The sequence below is a fragment of the Actinomadura sp. ATCC 39365 genome (assembly GCF_054392275.1).
Genome location: NZ_CP184335.1, coordinates 7,351,700 through 7,371,943, shown reverse-complemented (window position 1 = coordinate 7,371,943; position 20,244 = coordinate 7,351,700). Strand labels below are relative to the sequence as shown.

Sequence of the window (20,244 nt, the reverse complement as noted above, 5' to 3'; positions counted from 1 at the left end):
GGCCTTCAGAAGAACGAGGGGAGTGGGACGGCGCCCTTACCTGGCCGGAAAGTCCGCCATACCCATACTTGCGCGCCCAACATGATCGGCGCGAACGGCAACGCCATGACACTGAGCACATTCAACGTAGCCGCCGGCGCGCTGTGCTCCAGCAAGTACGGCATCGCCCCCGCCAGCAGGCCGATCGCGGGCAGCGCGGCCACCAGCCCGGAGAGCAGCAGCGCCCGCCCCGACCGCACGGCCCCGAACGCGCCCGGCTCCCGCCAGGCCAGGAACGTCCAGCCGTGGAAGGCGAACAGCAGGGTCACCAGCACGCCCAGCAGCACCCCGACCGGATGCACCGGCGAGGAGGCGAACCCGGTGGCGGCGGCGTGCAGCGCCATGCCCCACCCGAACGACAGCCCCAGCGACCCGAACGCGATCATCGCGTCCCAGAAGCCGCGCCACCTCGCGCCGTCCAGCCGCCGCCGGAACCACAGCCCGGCGTCGCGCACGATCCAGCTCAGCAGCATGGCCACCACCAGCGGGTACAGCCCGAACAGCACCTCGCCCTCCAGGCGCGGGTACACCCCGAACAGCGTCCCGGCCACCGCCACCAGCCACACCTCGTTGGCCAGCACGAACGGCGCCATCGCGGCCACCATGCGGTCGCGGTTGCCGCGCGTCCTGCCCAGCACCGGCAGCAGCAGGCCGACGCCGAGGTCGAAGCCCTCCAGGGCGAAGTACCCGGCCAGCAGCACCGTGAAGAACAGGAACCAGATCACTTCCATGTCAGCACTCCTAGTAGCTCATCGCGGGGGCGGGCTCGGCGCCGGCGGGGAGCGCCCCGAGGTCGAGGTCGCGCGGGCCGCGCCGGACGACCCGGGCGATGAGGACGTAGTCGACGACCGCCAGCAGCCCCAGCACGCCGGCGAACCCGATCAGCGAGGCCGTGACCATGCCCGAGGTCAGGCCGGGCGTCAGGGCGTCGGCCACGGTGAGCTTGTGCCAGACCATCCACGGCTGGCGGCCGATCTCCCTGGCCATCCAGCCCAGGATCGCCAGCACGAACGGCACCGGGGTCATCACGATCAGCACGGGGTGCGTCCACCGCCAGCGCGGCAGCCAGTAAATGAGCGGCAGGAGCAGGAACAGCAGCACGAACCCCAGGAGCTGGCCGATCTCGATCATGAGCCCGAGCGGCACCCCGGCGCCCGCGTCGCCGTCGAACTTGCCCTCCTGGATGCCGCCGAACTGCGCGTACCCGAAGCCCAGGGCCAGGAAGGCGCCGACCGCCGCCACGCCGACCCCCGTGCGCAGCGACTTGGCGAAGAACAGCGTCTCGCGGGTGCGCCGCCGCAGCTGGTACGCGCTGGCCCCGGCCAGCACCAGGCCGCCGGTCAGCAGCCCGGCGCCGATGACGTGGGGGAAGGAGAAGACCAGCGTCTTGTTGGTGAGCAGGGCGCCGAAGTCGACCAGCTCCAGCCGGCCGTTCCTGACCACCGAGCCGGCCGGGTTCTGCAGGAAGGAGTTGGCGACCATGATGAAGAACGCGCTGGCGTACGCGGTCAGCGTCACCAGCCAGATGCAGGCCAGGTGCAGCCATTTGGGCAGCCGCCCCCACCCGAAGATCCACAACCCGAGGAAGGTGGACTCCAGGAAGAAGGCCACCAGCGTCTCCATGGCCAGCGGCGCGCCGAACACGTCTCCGGCGTAGTGGGACAGCCCGCTCCACGACAGCCCGAACTGGAACTCCATCACCAGGCCGGTGACGATGCCCAGGGCGTAGTTGATGACGTAGATCTGCCCCCAGAACCGCGTCATGCCGCCGTGCAGCGCGCTGCCGGAGAGCACGTGGCGGGTGTGCATGAGCGCCACGACCGGCGCCAGCCCGAGCGTGAGCACGACGAACAGGAAGTGCAGGCTTCCCGTCACGGCGAACTGCGTGCGGGCGAGTTCGAGTACGTCCATTCGATCGACTCCGTTGTTGTGTCTATCTACATATAGGCAGCCTACATGTAGACTGGCTACATGGCGAACGGTTGTCTAGGATCTGGAGCATGAATCCAGACGCGCTGCGCGGACACATGGACGCGTTGCTGCTCTCGGTGCTGGAGCGGGAGCCGCTGCACGGCTACGCGATCATCGAGGCGCTCCAGGAGCGCAGCGGGGGCGCGCTGAGCGTGCCCACCGGCACCGTCTATCCGGCGCTGCGGCGGCTGGAGCGGGTCGGCTACCTGGCCAGCGAGTGGGCCACGGTGGGCGGGCGCAAGCGGCGCACGTACCGGCTGACCGACTCGGGCAGGAAACAGCTCGAGGGGGAGCGGTCGGCCTGGCGGGAGTTCACCAGCGTGATCGGCGGCGTGCTCCAGGCCGACGCGCGGGCCGACACGCGGGCCTCAGGCTGACGCGGCCGTGGCGGGCCGGCGGGTGCGGCTGACCCGCAGGCAGCGCGTCGCGCCGTAGATCTGCAGGCCCCAGAACGCGGTCGTGACCAGGTTCGCCAGGAACGCGGGCAGGTAGCCGGTCATCGTGCCCGGCCCGGGGGCGCTGTAGGACAGCACGAGGCTCATGGCGCCCCCGACCGGCAGCATGCCCCACACGACGATGCCCAGCGACCTGGTCACCAGGTGCGGGCGGCGGATCCAGCGCGCGCCCCGGCCCAGCGCCAGCAGGGCGATGCCGCCGTACAGGCCGGTGGCGAGCTGGCAGATGTCGAGCAGCTTCGAGACCAGGTGGTACCAGGCCGGACGGCCCACCCACAGCGCCGGATCGGCGGGGTAGGTGCGCCACACCAGCGACCACATGAGCGCGGTCAGCGGGACGCTGATGAACAGCAGCAGGCCCAGCCGCCGCCCGGCCGCGGCGGTCAGCTCGCTCTGGTAGCCGGGCGCGATCTCGGTGACCGGGCCGAACTCCGCGACCGCCAGCCGTTCGGCCTCGGCGCGGTCGAGGCCGTCGGCCTCAAGGGCGTCGGCGGTGTCGGACAGGCTGTCGCGGGCCTCGACGACCAGGTCGCGCTTCGCGCCGGACGGGCCGGAGAGCGCGCGATCGAGGTCGGCCACGTAGTCGTCGATCCGCATGATCCCCAGTTTACGGAGTGCGCCGCCGATGGCCTATCAGGGAAGTCCCCGATATTTTGCCCTGCGACTTGATATGTCGGAAAAATCCTACGTATAGTGTCCGACATGCTGATTTCCGGGATCCTCACCGTCACCCTGCCCGTCGTCGACCAGGCGCGGGCGCTCGACTTCTACACCGGCGTGCTCGACTTCGAGGTGCGCACCGACAACCCGTTCCCGATGGGCCGCTGGCTCACCGTCGCGCCCAAGGGCGCGGCGACCGCGCTCCTGCTGGCCTCCTGGTTCCCTGACATGGCCCCGGTCGGCGGGCTCGTGGTGGCCGCGCCCGACCTCGACGCCCTGGCCGCCCGGCTCGCCGCGAACGACGTCGCCTTCGAGGGGCCGAGCGAGCAGGCGTGGGGACGCCAGCTCCTCTTCCAGGACCCGTTCGGCAACGGGTTCGTGGTCAGCCAGGCATGACCGCCGACCACGTCTTCACCGCGCTGGCCAGCCCGGCCAGGCGCGAGCTGCTGCGCCTGCTGCTCCAGGAGGGCCCCCAGCCCGCCGGGCGGCTGGCCGAGCGCTTCGACATGAGCCGGCCCAGCGTCTCGGAGCATCTCAAGGTGCTCAAGGACGCCGGGCTCGTGGCCGAGGCCCGCAAGGGGCGGGAACGGCACTACCAGCTGGAGGCGGAGCCGCTCATGGAGATCCGCGACTGGCTGACCCCGTACGAGAGGTTCTGGCGCGAGAAGCTGACCGGCCTCTCCGCACTGCTCGACGAGATGGAAGAGGACGATGGCTGAAGACCGGACCGCGATCAGGCTGGACGAGTTCCTCAAGCACCCGCCGGCCAAGGTGTGGCGGGCGCTGACCGATCCCGAGCTGATGGCCCGCTGGCTGATGCCCAACGACTTCCGGCTGGAGGTGGGCCACCGGTTCACGTTCACCACCCAGCCGAGGAAGGCGGTGGGGTTCGACGGGACGGTCCACTGCCAGGTGCTGGAGTTCGAGGCGGAGAAGCTGCTGCGGATCAGCTGGAGCGACCGCAAGCAGGCCGACTGGACGGTCACCTGGCGGCTGGTGCCGGAGGGCCGGGGCACCCGGCTGTTCCTCGACCACGAGGGCTTCGACCCCGACGACCCGACCCAGCAGCTCTCCCGCCGGATCATGGGCGGTGGCTGGCCCCGGCACTTCACCGTCATCGACGACCTGGCCGCCACCCTCTGAGCCGGGCTCCTGGCCGTTCCGGGTGGCGTCGGGGTCGGGAACTTCAGGCGGTTGAGTGAATGTGCGGGGCCACTACGACGGAAGCCGGAGGTGGGCCATGACCTGCGCGGCCACCTCGTCCGGCGGGCGGCCGTCGGTGTCCAGGCGCACGTCGCCCGCACCCGCCCGGTCGAGGGCGGCGGCCTCCCGCGCCGCCCGTCCGGCCACGGCCCGCAGCGCGGCCGGGCCGAGCCCCCGCAGCTCGTCGCCGGGCGTCGCCGGGCCGCCTCCCCGGCCGCGCAGCAGCACCCGTTCCAGCAGCGTGGCGGGGGAGGCGTGCAGCCGGAACACGGTCGGCGTCAGGCCGGGAAGCAGACGGGTGCAGGCGCGGACGGTCTCGTCGGAGTCCGCCCCGCCGGAGACGACCAGGCATCCGGCCCCGGCCGCCCGGTACCCGTCCCACAGCGCGGCCAGGCCGTGTGCCCTGAGCCGGCGGCCCTCCTCCTCGGTGGACGGGCGCAGCGCGGCGATCTGCCGGAGATCGACGTAGGCGGCCCGTACGCCCGACCGGTGGACGCGGCCGAAGACCTCGTAGCCGACCGTCGACTTCCCGGCCGCCGTCGCCCCCGAGAACCACAACAGGGGAACCGGCACACCGGACGCGACACCGCCGCCCCACGCGCCCGGAACGGCCGGGACGGGTGGCGACACGGATACCGGCCCGGGGGCGGCCGGCGGCCATCCGCCCAGCCGGTCGAGCACCAGCCGGGCCGTCTCGGCCACCGTCCGGCCGCCGGTGTCCACGCACAGGTCGGCGTAGCGGCTGCGGTCCTGCGCGACCGCCTCGGCCACGGCGTCCTCCACCAGGTCGGGACGCCAGCCCCGCCCCAGGAACCGCTCCCTCAGCTCCGCGTGGGGCACCCGCAACCGGCACACGGTGAACGCCGCGCCGGGCAGCAGCGCGGTGTACTCGCCGACCTCCTCGGGCGTGTCCACGAAACCGGCCAGCACCAGGCAGCGCATCCCCGCCCGCCGGAACCCGGGCCACAGGGCCGCCAGGTTGCGCGCCCGCAGGCGATGCGTGCCGCCCTCCGGCGCCGGATGGCACAGGCCGATCTGGTCGGCGTCGAGGAACGCCGCCCTGACGCCGCTCCGGCCGAGCCGGGCGAAGATCTCCCACCCGGCCGAGGACTTCCCGGCGCCCGTGGGGCCGGTCAACCAGAGCAGCGGCAGCGGATCGGTACTCACCGGCGCGACCCTAGCGAGCCCGGTCCGCCCCCTGCCACCGCATTTCGGCCCGGCTACTGATGCACGACCGGGTTGTGGTGGACCGCCTGGCGGGCCGCGTGCGAGGTGGAGCTCCACAACACCGCCGCCGCCGTCAGCGCCGCGAGCAGCGTGCACCAGGCCACCGCGCGTCCGAGCCGCATGCCGTACCCCCACAGCAGCCACGACAGCGACAGCCACCAGTGCTCACCGGCCTGGCGGCGCATCTCCATGGCGGCGAAGGCGAAGTCCGCCGAGGTGTCGCGGTCCTCGATCCGGCCGCGCAGCCCGGCGTACAGTGCGGCCAGCAGGTCGGGGGTGGTGGGCGAGCCGCCGGAGGCGTCCCAGCCGCGCAGGGCGTGCTCGTCGGCCAGCGCGCTGCGCCGCGAGATCCAGCGCAGCATCGGACGGCGCAGGCTGACCCGCACGCCGCGCGGCGTGAGCGCGAACGTGCAGTTCCTGACCCGCACCCCGGACGGGTGCGTGAGCCCGGCGAAGCCGCATCCCGACAGGTCGAGGCCGGTCAGCGTGAGGCTGGCGGCGTCCACCTGGCGCAGCGAGCTCAGCATCGACAGGCCCTTGCCGGTCACCGAGGCGGGCCCGTGCAGCACGGCGCCCTCCAGGTCGGCGCTGGAGTCGGTCAGCCGCACGGTGGCGGCCCCGAAGACCTCGGCCCGCCGCAGGTCCACCCCGCAGCGCGCGACCGTCACGTCGAGCAGGCCGTCGGCGCGGGCCCGCGCGGCCGAGAGCCTGCCGGAGGCCGACAGGTAGGCGTCCCCGGCGAAGTGGGCGTAGTCGAACCCCGCCTGCCCGCGCACCTTGCGGAAGGACAGGGTCCGGCCGAACCTGGCTCCGCGGAACGTGGCGCCGGTGCCCAGGCGGGCGTCGTCGAAGGTGGCGTACCCGTCGAACCGGGCGCCCTCGCAGGAGAGCCCGTGCTCGAAGACGGCCTGGCCGAACAGCGCGTCGCGGGACATCACGGCCCGGTCGAGCGAGACGTGCCCCCGGACGCGTACGCCGTGGAAGGACAGCTCGCGCGTGAACCTGGCCGTCGCCAGCGACACGTTCCCCTCGAATCGAGCTCCGAAGAAGGAGGCGAGCCGCTCGAACCTGGCCCCGTCGAGCGACACGTCCCCGGCGAACGTCACGCCCGACAGCCTGACGTCGCCGGTGAACCTGGCCCGGTCGAGCCGGGCGCGGCCCGGTCTGCAAGTCGTCGCCTCCAGGACCCGCGCCAGCAGGTCGCCGTCGACGGTGGTGCCGCGGAGGTCGAGCAGCCTGCCGGGGGACAACCGGGCGAGGACGGCGGGCAGGTCCTCGGCCGGCAGATGCGCCAGGCACAGGCCGGACGGCTGTTGGGCGATTCCGGGGCAGGCAGCAGAAAACGCGCAGGTGACCCAGTCCATGCACTGGTCATACCCGCGTGCCGCCAATGTCAAGGTTCGATGATTTAATGTTCTATCCACTTTTGTGTGGAAATATGCGGGCAATAATCCCTCTAAAGTGCCGGTCATGCGCGTTTTATCCCGAGCAGTACTCGCTGCCCTCGTGGCGGGCGCCCTGACCGCCACCCCGGCCCTCGCCGAGACGGCGGCGGCGCCCTGTGACACCCCGGCCGACCGCCGCGTCGCCGAGGTGCAGGGCAGCGGCGACACCGGCCCCCTGACCGGCCAGACCGTACGGGTCGAAGGCGTCGTGACCGGCGACTTCCAGCGGACCGACCAGCTCAGCGGCTTCTTCCTCCAGGACCCGCGGCCGGACGCCGACCCGAGGACCTCCGAGGGCCTGTTCGTCTTCGCCCGCGAGTCCTTCAAGGACGTCAAGACCGGCGACCGCGTCCTGGTCACCGGCAAGGCCACCGAGTTCAACGGCTGGACCGAGCTGTCCCCGGTCACCGCCGTGGACGTCTGCGGCACCGGGAGCGTGGCGGCGCAGCCGTACACGCTGCCCCCGGCCGCGGACGGCCTGGAGGCCGTCGAGAACATGCTGCTCACCTTCCCGCAGCCGCTCACCGTGGACGACAACTACAACCTGGGCCGCTTCGGCGAGGTCACGGTGTCGGCGCACGGCCGGCTGTACCAGCCCACCGACCGGCCCGGCGTGGACCCCGCCGCCGACACGCGCCGCTCGCTGCTCATCGACGACGGCTCCAACCGGGAGAACCCGGCGACGCTGCCGCCCGTCACGCGGGCGGGCACCGTGGCCGCCGGCGTCACCGGCGTGCTCGGGTACGGCTTCGGCGAGTACCGCCTCCAGCCCACCAAGCCGATCGCCTACCTGGACGCCAACCCGCGCACGCCGCGCCCCTTCCCGGTGGTGGGCAACGTGAAGGTGGCCTCGTTCAACACCCTCAACTGGTTCACCACCATCGGCTCGCGCGGCGCGAGCAACGCCAACGAGCAGCAGCGCCAGCTCGCCAAGCTGGTGGCCGCGCTGAAGGGCCTGGACGCCGACGCGGTCGCCCTCATGGAGGTCGAGAACAACGGCCAGACCGCGCTGCAGGCGCTCGTGGACGCCGTCAACGCCGAGGTCGGCGCCGGCACGTACGCGGCGCTCAGCCACCCCCACCCCGGCACGGACCTCATCCAGGTCGGCCTGATCTACAAGCCGGGCAAGCTCACCCCGGTCGGCGAGACCAGGGCCTCGGAGAACCCCGTCTTCAGCCGTCCGCCGCTGATCCAGACCTTCCGCAGGAAGGGCGGCGGCCAGCCGTTCACCATGATCGTCAATCACCTCAAGTCCAAGGGCAGCTGCCCGGCCGACGGCCCCGACGCCGACCAGGGCGACGGCCAGAGCTGCTGGAACCCCACCCGCGTCAAGCAGGCGCAGGCGCTGCTCGGGATCATCGGCGACCAGGACCTGCCCAACCCGCTCGTGCTCGGCGACCTCAACGCCTACGGCGAGGAGGACCCGATCGACACGCTGGAGGCCGGCGGCCTGACCAGCCTCACCAAGCGGTTCGTGCCCGAGGCGCAGCGCTACAGCTACCTGTTCGACGGCCTGGCCGGCGAGCTCGACCACGCCTTCGCCGGCAAGCAGCTGCTCAAGCGGGTGACCAGCACCACGATCTGGCACATCAACTCCGACGAGCCGCGCATCCGCGACTACAACACCGAGTTCAACCCGCCCGGCCTCTACCAGCCGGACGCCTACCGCTCCTCCGACCACGACCCCCTGGTGATCGGCCTGACCCTGCCCGGCGGCCACTGATCCCCGCGGAAGGCGCGGCCCGCGGGCCGCGCCTTCCGGCGTTCCGGATCGCCCGCCGCAGCGGGCTTGCGGGCCTCCAGGGCATGGAATGCTGGTGGGGGGTACGTGGTTGACACGGTTGCAATTTCACCGAGGAGCGAGGAGCCACTTGTGGCGACCATCGAAGTAACAGAGAAGAACTTCAACGACATCGCCGACAAGGGCATCGTGCTGCTCGACTTCTGGGCGACGTGGTGCCCGCCGTGCAAGAAGTTCGGGCCGATCTTCGAGGCGGCCTCCGACAAGCACGACGACATCACCTTCGGCAAGATCGACACTGATGCGGAGCAGGCGCTCGCCCAGGGCTTCGACATCACCTCGATCCCCACGCTGATGGCGATCCGCGACGGCATCGTGGTCTTCGCCCAGGCCGGCGCGATCCCGGCCCCGGCCCTGGACGACCTCATCCGCCAGGTCCGCGCCCTCGACATGGACGCGATCAGGGCCGAGCTCAGCGAGGAGCTGAAGAACGCCGAGCAGAACTGACCCCGGCGGGCCCCGCCTGCACGGTGGGGCCCTCGCGTCCCCCGGCCCGCGCGAGGGCGGCGGCCAGCGGGAACAGCGCGATCACCATGAGTGTGCCGGGCAGCCCGGCCAGGCGTGACAGCGCGCCCGCCACGCCCAGCCCGATCCCGCCGCCGACGAAGAACGTCAGGTTCAGCAGGCCCATCGCGCCGCCGCGCCGCTCCACCGGATAGCTCGCCGACATCCGGGCCGTGATCACCACCTGGGCCAGCGAGAACGCCGGGAATCCGAGCGAGGCGGCCACCACCAGCAGCGCCGCGGCCCACGCCGCCGGCGCGCCCGGCCCGCCGGTGAGCGCTCCGGCGAGCCCCGCCGCGACCAGGCAGAGCGCGAACGCCGCGGCCACGGCGGGCAGCAGCCACGACCGGGTGCCCGCGATCCTGGCCAGCACCACGCCCACCAGCGCGCCCGGCAGCAGCCAGGCGCCGATCGTCAGCACGCTCCACCCGTGCACCCCGGCCAGGAGTTGCGGGGCGGCCCACATGGTGGCGAACAGGCCGCCGTACACGCCGACGCCGATCAGGGCGGCCCCGCGGAAGACGCGGTCGGCCGGCAGGTCCCGGGGGACGAACCCGCCCGCGACCGTACGGGTGCGCCGGACCAGCGCGGCCCCCGCGAGCACCGTCACCACCCCGGCCAGCGCCGCGACCGGCCAGGGCAGCCCCAGGTTGGCCGACTGGACGAGCACGAGGAAGGCCGACACCCCCGCCGCCAGCAGCCCCGCGCCGACGACGTCCACCCGGCCGCCCGACCCCGCCCGCCGCGCCACCGGCAGGCAGAACGGCACCGCCACCAGCGCCAGCGCGGGCAGCGCGAGCGTGAGCCGCCACGACAACGCCTGGGTGACCAGCCCGCCGGCCAGCGTCGCGCCCGCCGAGAAGACCGCCATCGCGCTGCCGAACCAGGCCAGCACCGCCTGGCGCCGCTCCGGCTCGGCCGTGGCCGCCAGGTTCAGCGCGACCGCCGACAGCGCGCCCGACCCGGCCGCCAGCACCGCCCGCGCCGCCACGAGCGCGCCCAGCGACGGCGCCACCAGGCAGGCCAGCGCACCCGACGCCAGCACCGCCGAGCCGAGCAGCAGCGTGCGGCGCACCCCCCACGCGTCCGACAGGCGCCCGAACAGCGCCGTCCCGATGCCCAGCGCCAGCGCGTGCGCGGTCAGCACCCACACCACCGCGCCAGGACGTGCCCCCAAGGCGGCGGCGACGTCCGGCAGGGCGACCCCGGCCGCCGTGACGCCGAACACGGCCGGGCCGAAGAGCGCGCCCAGCCTGATCCCGATCGATCCACTCCCGTTCATGCGGGTCAGTCCATCGCGGGAAGAGCGGGCGAACCAGGAGACGTTCTCCTGGACAGTCATCACAGATCATGATGAATGGAGACACAGTGGAGTTGCGGCAGCTCGCCTACTTCGTCGCCGTCGCCGACGAGGGCGGCTTCGGCCGGGCCGCCGAGCGGCTGCACATCGTCCAGCCCGCGGTCAGCCAGCAGGTGAGCAGGCTGGAACGCGAGCTGGGCGCGCGCCTGTTCGACCGGTCGACCCGGCACGTGCGCCTGACGGAGGCGGGGGAGCGGCTGCTGCCCGAGGCCCGCGAGGTGCTCGCCGCGGCCGAACGGGCCCGCCGGGCGGTCACCGGCCACCTGGCCGAGGCCACCCTGCGGCTCGGCGTGTCGGCCGCGCCCGGCACCCGCCTGTACCCGATGCTCGACCGGCTCGACCCCGGCCTGCGGGTCCGGCTCAGCAAGCAGGGGCTGGCCGAGCGGCTGGCGGCGGTGCGCTCCGGCGACCTGGACGCCGCCCTGGTGCGTCTCGTGGACGCCGCGCCCGGCCTGGAGTTCTTCCCCGCCTGGACCGAGCCGCTGGTCGTGGCGCTGCCCGCCGGCCATCCACTGGCCGGCTCCGGCACGCTCAGCCTCGCCCAGCTGGGCGACCTGCCCGTACGGCTCGCCCCCCGCGAGCGCAACCCGCCCTTCCATGACCTGGTCACCGGGGCCCTGGCGGGGGCGGGCGTGGACCCGCCGCGCGGCCCGGCCTTCACCGGCCTGCACGACACGCTCATCGACCTGGCCTCGGGCCCGCCGTCGTGGACGCTGTTCTACCCGGTCTTCGACGAGCTGCCGCCGATCCGCGGCGTGGCCTACGCCGGCCTGGACGAGCCCGAGGTGCGCACCTACCTCGCCGTGCCGGCCGGACCGCCGACGGCCCGGGTGCGGCAGCTCCTGGCGGCCCTGCCCTGACCGGGGCCCGTGTTCCGGCCTTCCGTCAGGGCTTGCGGGCGACGCCGACGTAGCCGACGTCGGTGCCGTTCGTCAGGGCGGCCGGCTCGGTGGGACGCCAGTCCTGGGGGAAGACCAGACCGGGGTCGGCCAGCTCGTAGCCCTCGAAGAAGGCCAGGATCTCCTTGTCGGTCCGCAGGCTCAGCGCGGCCGTGGCCTGGTTGTAGACCTCCACGGCCTGCGGGGTGGTGTCGGGCCTGGCGTCGATGGCGTGGCTGATCACCAGGTGGCTGCCGGGGGCGCTGACCTCGCGCAGCCGGGCCACGATCGGGTGGGCCTGCTCGTCGGGGATGAAGTGCAGGATCGCCAGCATGAGGAAGGCCACCGGCTGGTCGAAGTCGACCAGCGCGCCCAGTTTGTCCAGCAGGACGTCCACCTCGCGGATGTCGGCCTGCAGGATGTCGACGTTGTCCGTACGGGCCAGCAGCGCCCGGCCGTGGACGCACACCACCGAGTCGTAGTCGACGTAGACCACGCGGGCCTCGGGCGCGATCTCGTGCGTGTTGCCCTGCGTCGGCAGCCCGGCGCCCAGGTCGACGATCTGCCGTACGCCCGAGTCCACCAGATGCCGCACGGCCCGCTGCAGGAACGCCCGGTTGGCGCGGGCGGCCTCCTTGGTGTTGGGGAACACCTTGAGGATCTGCTCCGCCGCGGCGCGGTCGGCCGCGAAGTTGTCCTTGCCGTCGAGGTAGTAGTCGTACATCCGCGCGACGTTGGGGACGTTGGGGTCGACCCCCTCAGGGGCACTGTCCACGATTTCTCCCGAAATTTCGGTCCTTCGGGTGATCATAGCCTCGCTGTCCCCACCCGTACCGGAATTCGGTTCGGTTGCCCGCGCGGCGCGTCACGAACACGCGCCGCGCGGAACCGGCTCACCCTGGAAGGACGCCGCGCTCAGCGGTACGGCTCAGCCCCGGTACAGCTCGGCCACGCGGAAGGCGAGGTCGAGCGACTGGCCGCGGTTGAGCCGCGGGTCGCAGGCCGTCTCGTAACGGGTGCCGAGGTCGCCCTCGACGATCTCGTGGCCGCCGCCCACGCACTCGGTGACGTCGTCGCCGGTGAACTCGATGTGGATGCCGCCCGGGTGGGTGCCGAGCGCGCGGTGCACCTCGAAGAACCCGGCCACCTCGTCGAGCACGTCGTCGAAGTGGCGGGTCTTGTGCCCGCTCGGCGCCTCGAAGGTGTTGCCGTGCATCGGGTCGCAGATCCAGGCCACCTGGGCGCCGGAGGCCGTGACCTCCTTGACCAGGGTGGGCAGGTGCTCGCGGATCTTGGACGCGCCCATCCGGGTGATGAACGTGAGCCGGCCGGGCTCGTTGTCCGGGTTGAGCTTCTGGATCAGCGCGAGCGCCTCCTCCGGCGAGGTCGTCGGCCCGAGCTTGACGCCGATCGGGTTGCGGATGCCGGCGAAGAAGTCGACGTGCGCGCCGTCGAGCTGGCGGGTGCGCTCGCCGATCCAGACCATGTGCGCCGAGACGTCGTAGGGCAGGCCGGTGCGCGAGTCGATGCGGGTGAGCGCCCGGTCGTAGTCGAGGATGAGCGCCTCGTGGGAGGAGTAGAACTCGACCGTGTGGAACTCCTCGGGCTCGGCCCCGCAGGCCCGCATGAAGGCCAGCGCCTGGTCGATCTCGCGGGCCAGCTGCTCGTAGCGGCGCCCGGCGGGCGACTCGGCCACGAAGTCCTGGTTCCAGGCGTGGACCTGGCGCAGGTCGGCGTAGCCGCCCTTGGTGAAGGCGCGCGCGAGGTTGAGCGTCACCGCCGAGGAGTGGTAGGCCTTGAGCAGCCGCCACGGGTCGGGCTCGCGCGACTCGGGGGTGAACTCGAACCCGTTGACCATGTCGCCCCGGTAGGCCGGCAGCTCCACGCCGTCGCGGATTTCGGTGCCCTTCGACCGCGGCTTGGCGAACTGGCCCGCCACCCGGCCGATCTTCACGACCGGCACCTTCGCCGCGTAGGTCAGCACGATCGCCATCTGCAGCAACGTCTTGAGCTTGTTGCGCACGTTGTCGGCGGTCGCGCCGGAGAAGGTCTCGGCGCAGTCGCCGCCCTGCAGGACGAACGCCTCCCCGCGCGAGACGGCCGCCAGCTGCCTCTTGAGCTGGTCGCACTCGCCGGCGAAGACGAGCGGGGGCAGGCCGCCGAGCTCGGCGACGACCTTGTCGAGCTCACCGCGATCGGGCCAGTCGGGCTGCTGGGCCGCGGGAAGGGCTCGCCAGGAATCGAGATCCACGAGATTGCTGCTCACGAGATACGAGGGTATTCCACTGACCCGGCCCCACCGACCCCCTTGTCCACGTTGTGAGAATGCATTTATCAGCTTTCGGGAGACTTCACATGCTCAGGCAGCACCCCGAGGCCGATGAAACGCCGCGGCAGCCGGTTGAGCAGCGGAATCCTGGTCACGTCGCGCGGCATCCTGGACGCGTCGAACCGCCGCCCCAGCGCCGGCGTGATCACCTGGTTCTGCACCAGCCGCTGGGCCGCCTGCGTGACCCGCGTGGGCAGCATGCGCCGCCGCTGCAGCCGGTGCAGGGTGGACTCCGGGATCGGCCGGCCCGCGGCGAGCGGCGCGGCCAGCAGGTTGGCGGCGGCCACCGCGTCCTGGACGGCCAGGTTGATGCCCACCCCGAAGACCGGCGACATGGCGTGCGCCGCGTCGCCGATGCACAGGAACCCCGGGCGGTGCCAGCGGCGCAGCCGGTTGAGCGCGACCGTGAGCACGCTGACGTCGTCGAAGCCCTCGATCTGCCCGACCCGGTCGGCCAGGTACGGCAGCAGCGTGGCCACCGGCCGCCTGAGGGCGTCGATGCCCTGCTCGGTCAGCCGCCCGAAGCCGTCCTTGGGGATCAGATAGGCGAGCTGCCAGTAGGTCTCCCGGTTGATGGCGACCATCATGTGGCCGCTGGAGATGCGCAGGAACGTGTCGTCGGGGTCGTCGTCGTGCCGGGGCAGCCGGAACCAGACGACGTCCATCGGCGCGTGCAGATCCTGGGGGACCAGGCCGGCGCGGGCGCGCAGCGCCGAGTGCCGTCCGTCGGCCGCCACGGTCAGCGTGGCCCGCAGCTCGTGCTCGCCGGACGGGTCGCGGTACCGCACCCCGCGCACGGCGCCGCCCTCCCGGATCAGGTCGTGGGCCTCGGCGTTCATCAGCAGCCGGAAGTTCGGGTACGCGCTCGCGGCCGAGGTGACCAGCTTGAGGAAGTCCCACTGGGGCACGAACGCGATGTAGTCGTAGCCGCCCGGCAGGCCGCGCAGGCTGGCGAGCCTGATGTCGCCGGTGTCGGTCACCAGCCGCAGCTCGTGGGCCTTGCGGTGGGGCAGCTTCAGGAAGTCCTCCACCAGGCCGAGTTCGGCCAGCACGCGCAGGGTGGAGGGGTGGATCGTGTCGCCGCGGAAGTCGCGCAGGAAGTCGGCGTGCTTCTCCAGCAGCGTGACCTCGACGCCGGCCCTGGCCAGCAGCAGTCCGAGCACGGCCCCGGCGGGGCCGCCTCCGGCTATCACACAAGTCATAATTCATCACCCAATGAGATTGTGTCACGTCCCCGGAAATGAGCAAGCCCCCGCGCCCCTCCGGCATGCCGGAGAGGCGTCGCTGCCGTGGGGGGCGAGGGTCAGGAGGGCAGGGGCGGGCGGCCGTAGCGGGCGGTCCAGGCGGTGTAGACCGGGCTGCGGGCCGCCACGGCGGCGTGGGCCGCGCGGGCGCTCTCCAGCAGCGCCGGCGCGTGCGCGGCGAACGACGACCGCCAGATGAGCACCTGACGCATCCACAGCGGGTTCCCGCGCAGCGGCAGCACCGACACCCGCTCGCCCGGGTCGTAGAGCGCCTGGCAGGCCGACACCGCGTGCCCGGCCGCGATCAGCTCCCGCCGCACCCCGGCCTCCACGAGCTGGTACCGCCCCCGCGGCGTGAACCCGGCCCGCCGGCACGCCTCCAGCAGGTGCTCGGGCCAGCCCATCCCGTCGGGCGGCGGCAGCACCCACGGCTCGCCCGCCAGCTCGGCCAGCTCCACCTCGGTACGCCCGGCCAGCGGATGGGCGGCGGGCAGCGCCACGAACACCGGCTCGACCGCCACCACGCCCATCCCCATGGCCGGGCCGAGCCGCAGCTCGTGGTCGGGATAGTCGGCCACCAGCGCCACGTCGAGCCGCCCGTTGGCCACCATGTCCACCAGCACCCGGACGTAGTGCTCGGTCTGCAGCGTGATCCGCGCCTCGGGCAGCGCGCCGGCCAGGTTCGCGACGAGGGGCACGACGACGGGGTTCTCGAAGCCGCCCACCCGGATCGCCTGCCCGGCCAGCTCGTACGGCCCCGCCGCCAGCAGGTCGTCCACCCCGGCGAGCACCACCCGCGCCCTGGCCAGCACGAACTCCCCGAACGCGGTGGCCGCCACGCCGCGGTGGTCGCGGGTGAAGACCGCCCCGCCGAGCAGGCGCTCGATCCGTCCGAGCTGGGCGGTGAGCGCGGGCTGGGAGACGCCGAGCGCCGCCGCGGCCCTGGTCACACTGCCGTGGTCGGCGATGGCGCGCAGCGTCCTGAGATGTCTCAGTTCGAGCTGCATCCCGCAGAAGCTATCACTCCGGAGTTATGCCCTTATGGGATGAGACTGCCGCATCCATCGGGCCGATAGTGCATGACATGCGTAGATTCGCGGCCCTGGTACTGGCCGCCGCCGTCCTATATGTCCCATCCGCCCATGCGTCGGCGGCCGCCGACGGGCCCGGCGCGGCCACGGTCGTGCCGGTCCAGGTCACCGGCGCCCCGGCCAAGCGGTTCAACCTGATCGTCATGGGCGACGGCTACACCGAGGCCGAGCAGGCGAAGTTCCGGGCCGACGTGGACCGGCACCTCAACGTGATGTGGTCGATCGAGCCGTTCAAGACCTACCGCGACTACATCAACGTCTACCGGATCGACATCGTCTCCGGCGAGTCCGGCGTGAGCTGCGACCCCGGCCTGGACGCGCCCCGCCGTACCACCCCGCTGAGCATGGGCTTCTGGGGCGGCTGCAACCCCGGCAGCGTGCAGCGACTGATCACCATGGACAACTCCGCCGCCACCCGGTTCGCGAACCTGGTCACCGGGACGACGTCCGGCAACCGGCAGATCCTCGCCCTGGCCAACAGCGGCACCTACGGCGGCGCGGGCGGCAGCTACGCCACCGCCTCGGGCAGCAACTCCATGTCCGCCCTGATCAGCCCGCACGAGCTCGGCCACTCCCTCGGCGGCCTCCAGGACGAGTACGACTACTACCAGCGCGGCGTCCCCGGCGGGACCTACGGCGGTTCCGAGCCCTCCAGCGCGCACCACAGCCTGCTGACCGAGCAGCAGATGCTCGACCAGCGCCGGAAGTGGTGGCGGTGGCTGGGCGAGGACAGCGAGTCCGGCGGCCCGATCGCCCGCTACGAGGGCGGCATGTACTACACGGGCGGCGTGTGGCGGCCGAGCAGGCACTCCATGATGAAGACCCTCGGCTACTACTTCGACCAGGTCAGCCGCGAGGTCATGACCCAGCGCATCACCGCCAAGACCATGCTGATCCAGGACTCCACGCCCACCGCCGCGCCCGTCGGGGCCGACCGGGTGCTCTGGGTCGAGCCGATGCGCCCGGCCGGGCACTCGCTGACCACCACCTGGGCCGTGGACGGCAAGAACCTGCCCGGCGACGCCGACGTCCTCGACCTGCGCACGCTGGGCCTGGCCGCGGGCACGCACACGGTCACGGCCACGGTCGCCGACCCCACGGAGTTCGTCCGGGACCCGGCGATCCGGACCGCCATGAGCAGGACCCGCACCTGGACCGTGGACACCACGCTCACCACGCCGCCCGACGGCGTCCAGGCCGCCATCGTGTCGTCCACGCCGACGGACCGCCCGGCCGGACGCGACGCCGTCGTGTCCGTCGAGACCACCCACCCGGCGGCGTCCGTCCCCGCCGTCACCTGGACGCTGGACGGCCGGCAGGCGGGCACCGGCACCGAGTTCGACCTGGGCGCGGCCGATCTGGCGCCCGGCGCCCACACCCTCACCGCCACCCTCGGCGGCACCACGCTGACCTGGCAGGTCGACGCCGCCGCGCCCACCACCGGGTACGAGCTGTCCGAGCCGCTCGCCCGCTCCGGCGACACCTACGTCTACAACGGCCCGTTCACGATGAAGCTCACCGGCGACGACGACCGCGACGGCTACGTGGTCTCGGAGTCCCGGGTGGACGGCGACGGCTGGTTCAACTACTTCGGCTGGCCCACCTCCTCCGCGCTGCCCTGGACGTTCACCGAGGAGGGCACCGTCATCGACTCCCTGGTCTACGGCAAGCTGCCGCGCGGCCGGCACACCGTCGAGTACCGCTCGATCGACGCCGCCGGCAACTACGGGCAGGCCAAAAGCTTCACCGTCACCACCATCGCCCCGCCGCCCGCCTGCGACCGCACGGTCACCGGCGCGCACCGGGGCCCGCTCACCGTGGCCGACGGCGTCACCTGCCTGAAGGACGCCCAGGTCACCGGCCCGGTCACGGTCAAGGCAGGCGCCTCGCTGGTGACCGACGGCGGCCGGATCAGCGGCACGCTCACCGCCGCCAGGCCCGCCGCCGTGCACCTGATCAGGACGCGCGTGGACGGCGCGCTCAGCGTCACCGGCGCGGCCCGGCTCACGGTCGTGGGCGCCGAGCTGCGCGGCGCGGCCGTGCTCACCGGCAACACCGCGCCGATCCTGTCGGGCGTCACGGTCAAGGGCGCCCTCGCCTGCACCGGCAACACCCCCGGGCCGGCCGACCTCGGCGTGCCGAACCAGGTGAACGGCGCGGGCGGCGGTCAGTGCGACAAGCTGTCAGCGGGCGTCAAGGGGAAGCCGTACGAGGCGGTCCAGGACGTCCGCCAGTGAGCTGACGGCCAGATCGCGGACCCTGGCGTACTCGGACTCCGGGTACTGCCGGGGTCCGTTCTCCACCAGCAGGATCAGGTAGAGGTAGGCGCGGTACAGGTCGAGCCGGACGCGGGCCGAGGAGGTCAGCTCCAGCGGCGTCACCTCGCGGTAGCCGGCCAGCAGCGGGTCGTCCTCGCGCAGCTCGTCGAAGATCGTCGGGGTGACGAACTCGGCGATCGGGTCGCCCCAGAACGCCCGCTCGTGGTCGATGATCGCCTGGATGCGCGGCTCGCCGGTCAGGTCGAGGAACACGTTCCCGGCCCACACGTCGAAGTGCACCAGGCACGGCGTGGTCACCTCGTCCAGCACCGGCGCGGCCCGCTCGAAGACCGCCATGATCTCGGTGGCCGGGCGGGGCAGCGGCGCCGGGTAGCGCTCGGTGTCGGCCAGCAGCGCGCCCACCATGGCCAGGAACGCCACCCGCCAGGTCGAGCCGACGATCCCGGCGTGCGGGTAGCCGAACACCTCGCCGGTCACCGCGTTGAAGGCGGCCAGGTGACGGCCGAGCTCCCGGCGCAGCGCCTGCTCGCCCTCGGGCTTGACGTCGTTCCAGGAGACGCCGTCGAGCGCGGTCAGCATCAGGTAGTCGCCGCCGAGCACCGGGTCGTCGAACCCGGCCACCAGCAGCTCGGCCATCGGCACGCCCGCCGCGGCGGCCAGCTCGTAGGCGGCGGCCTCCATGCGCAGCAGGTTGCGCTCGTAGCTGAGCTGGTCGAGGTCGGGCGAGGGGGAGAGCTTGAGCACCACCTCGCGGCCGTCCTCCAGGGTCAGCCGCCACACGGCGTTGGCGTAGCCGTCGGTCAGCTCGGTGGCCGTGAAGATGCCCGCCCCCACGGCCCGCCTGGCCAGCGCGTCGAGCTCGGCGGGCGATAAGCGGCGCTTGGTCCTGCTGTCCACGCAAGGCCCCTTCCGGGTTCAGGCGACGCTGATCGTCCAGCTCGCCACGTGTTCGTCGCCCGGCCGCAGCACGACCAGGTCGGTGCCGGAGTTGAAGGCGTCGGGCGGGCAGGTCATCGGCTCGACCGCCACGCCCTCGTAGCCGAGCTGCCGGCTCGTGCAGACCTGCACCCACGGCAGCACCGCCGGGTCCCAGCCGACGCGCACCGCGCCCACCCGCACCTCGCCGCGGTCGAGCCCGGTGAAGGCGTGGTCGATCACGGTGTCGCCGACCGGGCGCGGCTTCCTGAAGTCGTACGGGGTGCCGGCGACGTCGGCCGGGCCGGCCGGCAGCAGCCGGTCGTCGGTCGTCAGGTAGCGGGCGGCGGGCAGCTCCAGCTCCTCGCCCAGCAGCCACGGGTGGGGCCCGCAGCCGTAGGGGGCGTCGGCCTCGCCGGTGTTGCGGGCCGTGACCGTCGTGGTCAGGCCGCCCGCGTCGAGCCGGTGCTCGGCCGACAACGCCAGCGCGAACGGGTAACCGGGCGCCTCGGCCAGCTCGTACGTCAGGCGCGCCCGATCGGCCTCGGCCTCGGCCACCTTCCAGTCGACGACGGCGACCAGGCCGTGCAGCGCGTGGCCGCGGTCGGGCTCGGTCACCTCCAGCCGGTGGGAGCGGCCCTGGAAGGTGTAGCGGGCGCCGCCCACCCGGTTGGGCCAGGGAGCGAGGACGGTGCCCGCGAAGTAGGGGACCGGGCCCTGCTCGGGCCAGGTCGTCACCAGGTCGCGCCCGCCGTGCCTGAGCGTCCTGAGCGCGGCGCCGCGCGGGCTGATCTGCGCGGTGTAGCCGCCGCCTTCGAGCTGGGGCACGGGAGAAGGTCCTTT

Annotated in this window: 20 protein-coding genes; 8 read left to right on the top strand and 12 right to left on the bottom strand. The window is 72.8% G+C overall.

Annotation, left to right across the window (positions count from 1 at the left end; all coding sequences use genetic code 11):
* Positions 1-5 precede the first annotated feature (5 nt).
* Positions 6-770 carry a cytochrome d ubiquinol oxidase subunit II gene (locus ACNF49_RS35945; RefSeq protein WP_482940359.1) on the bottom strand — a complete coding sequence of 255 codons (765 nt, stop codon included), beginning with the start codon at positions 768-770 and terminating at the stop codon, positions 6-8.
* A gap of 10 nt (positions 771-780) precedes the next feature.
* On the bottom strand, positions 781-1,950 hold the full coding sequence (locus ACNF49_RS35940) for a cytochrome ubiquinol oxidase subunit I (RefSeq protein ID WP_482940358.1): 1,170 nt from the start codon (positions 1,948-1,950) through the stop codon (positions 781-783).
* Positions 1,951-2,039: 89 nt separating this feature from the next.
* Here ACNF49_RS35940 and ACNF49_RS35935 point away from each other — a divergent pair, with 89 nt between their 5' ends.
* Positions 2,040-2,387, top strand: coding sequence for a helix-turn-helix transcriptional regulator (locus ACNF49_RS35935; RefSeq protein ID WP_357969095.1), 348 nt, complete (start codon positions 2,040-2,042; stop codon positions 2,385-2,387).
* Here the strand turns inward: ACNF49_RS35935 and ACNF49_RS35930 are convergent.
* A complete protein-coding gene (locus ACNF49_RS35930) occupies positions 2,379-3,062 on the bottom strand; it encodes a permease prefix domain 1-containing protein (RefSeq protein ID WP_482940357.1) in 684 nt (227 codons plus the stop codon). The genes ACNF49_RS35935 and ACNF49_RS35930 overlap by 9 nt on opposite strands.
* A 105-nt stretch (positions 3,063-3,167) precedes the next feature.
* Between ACNF49_RS35930 and ACNF49_RS35925 the strand changes: the two genes are divergently transcribed.
* The 3 genes from ACNF49_RS35925 to ACNF49_RS35915 are packed head-to-tail and all read left to right on the top strand — an operon-like array spanning position 3,168 to position 4,268.
* Complete coding sequence (locus tag ACNF49_RS35925) at positions 3,168-3,521, top strand: VOC family protein (RefSeq protein WP_357969100.1); 354 nt, start codon at positions 3,168-3,170, stop codon at positions 3,519-3,521.
* A complete protein-coding gene (locus ACNF49_RS35920) occupies positions 3,518-3,844 on the top strand; it encodes an ArsR/SmtB family transcription factor (RefSeq protein ID WP_352351750.1) in 327 nt (108 codons plus the stop codon). The genes ACNF49_RS35925 and ACNF49_RS35920 overlap by 4 nt, the downstream gene beginning before the upstream one ends.
* A complete protein-coding gene (locus ACNF49_RS35915; protein ID WP_357969103.1) occupies positions 3,837-4,268 on the top strand; it encodes an SRPBCC family protein in 432 nt (143 codons plus the stop codon). The genes ACNF49_RS35920 and ACNF49_RS35915 overlap by 8 nt, the downstream gene beginning before the upstream one ends.
* 72 nt (positions 4,269-4,340) lie before the next feature.
* On the opposite strand, the gene ACNF49_RS35910 is transcribed toward ACNF49_RS35915, so the two are convergent.
* Both ACNF49_RS35910 and ACNF49_RS35905 read right to left on the bottom strand, forming a co-directional pair.
* Positions 4,341-5,495: a hypothetical protein gene (locus tag ACNF49_RS35910; protein ID WP_482940356.1), complete on the bottom strand. Its 1,155-nt coding sequence runs from the start codon at positions 5,493-5,495 to the stop codon at positions 4,341-4,343.
* Between the two features lie 53 nt (positions 5,496-5,548).
* Positions 5,549-6,919 (bottom strand): pentapeptide repeat-containing protein, encoded by a 1,371-nt coding sequence (locus ACNF49_RS35905; protein WP_482940355.1) that lies wholly within the window; start codon positions 6,917-6,919, stop codon positions 5,549-5,551.
* A 106-nt stretch (positions 6,920-7,025) separates the two neighbouring features.
* Here ACNF49_RS35905 and ACNF49_RS35900 point away from each other — a divergent pair, with 106 nt between their 5' ends.
* The gene (locus tag ACNF49_RS35900) at positions 7,026-8,723 is read left to right on the top strand and encodes an ExeM/NucH family extracellular endonuclease (protein ID WP_482940354.1); all 1,698 of its coding nucleotides are present in this window, start codon (positions 7,026-7,028) and stop codon (positions 8,721-8,723) included.
* Between the two features lie 150 nt (positions 8,724-8,873).
* On the top strand, positions 8,874-9,248 hold the full coding sequence (locus ACNF49_RS35895; protein ID WP_357969115.1) for a thioredoxin family protein: 375 nt from the start codon (positions 8,874-8,876) through the stop codon (positions 9,246-9,248).
* On the opposite strand, the gene ACNF49_RS35890 is transcribed toward ACNF49_RS35895, so the two are convergent.
* Entirely contained in the window at positions 9,214-10,647 is a 1,434-nt protein-coding gene (locus ACNF49_RS35890; protein ID WP_482940353.1) for an MFS transporter, read from the bottom strand. The two genes, ACNF49_RS35895 and ACNF49_RS35890, sit on opposite strands and share 35 nt — an antisense overlap.
* 26 nt (positions 10,648-10,673) lie before the next feature.
* Here ACNF49_RS35890 and ACNF49_RS35885 point away from each other — a divergent pair, with 26 nt between their 5' ends.
* Positions 10,674-11,525 (top strand): LysR family transcriptional regulator, encoded by an 852-nt coding sequence (locus tag ACNF49_RS35885; protein WP_357969119.1) that lies wholly within the window; start codon positions 10,674-10,676, stop codon positions 11,523-11,525.
* A gap of 25 nt (positions 11,526-11,550) precedes the next feature.
* On the opposite strand, the gene ACNF49_RS35880 is transcribed toward ACNF49_RS35885, so the two are convergent.
* From ACNF49_RS35880 to ACNF49_RS35865, 4 genes are all read right to left on the bottom strand, one after another.
* Positions 11,551-12,318, bottom strand: a complete 768-nt coding sequence (locus tag ACNF49_RS35880) for an SAM-dependent methyltransferase (protein ID WP_482940352.1) — start codon at positions 12,316-12,318, stop codon at positions 11,551-11,553.
* A 153-nt stretch (positions 12,319-12,471) separates the two neighbouring features.
* Positions 12,472-13,809, bottom strand: coding sequence for a class II 3-deoxy-7-phosphoheptulonate synthase (locus tag ACNF49_RS35875; RefSeq protein ID WP_357969124.1), 1,338 nt, complete (start codon positions 13,807-13,809; stop codon positions 12,472-12,474).
* A gap of 68 nt (positions 13,810-13,877) precedes the next feature.
* Positions 13,878-15,074 (bottom strand): FAD-dependent oxidoreductase, encoded by a 1,197-nt coding sequence (locus ACNF49_RS35870; protein WP_357969126.1) that lies wholly within the window; start codon positions 15,072-15,074, stop codon positions 13,878-13,880.
* A 101-nt stretch (positions 15,075-15,175) separates the two neighbouring features.
* A complete protein-coding gene (locus ACNF49_RS35865) occupies positions 15,176-16,123 on the bottom strand; it encodes a LysR family transcriptional regulator (RefSeq protein ID WP_358293047.1) in 948 nt (315 codons plus the stop codon).
* Between the two features lie 77 nt (positions 16,124-16,200).
* Here ACNF49_RS35865 and ACNF49_RS35860 point away from each other — a divergent pair, with 77 nt between their 5' ends.
* Positions 16,201-18,444, top strand: coding sequence for a M64 family metallopeptidase (locus ACNF49_RS35860; protein ID WP_482940351.1), 2,244 nt, complete (start codon positions 16,201-16,203; stop codon positions 18,442-18,444).
* On the opposite strand, the gene ACNF49_RS35855 is transcribed toward ACNF49_RS35860, so the two are convergent.
* A complete protein-coding gene (locus ACNF49_RS35855) occupies positions 18,391-19,383 on the bottom strand; it encodes a phosphotransferase family protein (RefSeq protein WP_482940350.1) in 993 nt (330 codons plus the stop codon). The genes ACNF49_RS35860 and ACNF49_RS35855 overlap by 54 nt on opposite strands.
* 18 nt (positions 19,384-19,401) lie before the next feature.
* Positions 19,402-20,229, bottom strand: coding sequence for an aldose 1-epimerase family protein (locus tag ACNF49_RS35850; protein WP_482940349.1), 828 nt, complete (start codon positions 20,227-20,229; stop codon positions 19,402-19,404).
* Positions 20,230-20,244: the final 15 nt, after the last annotated feature.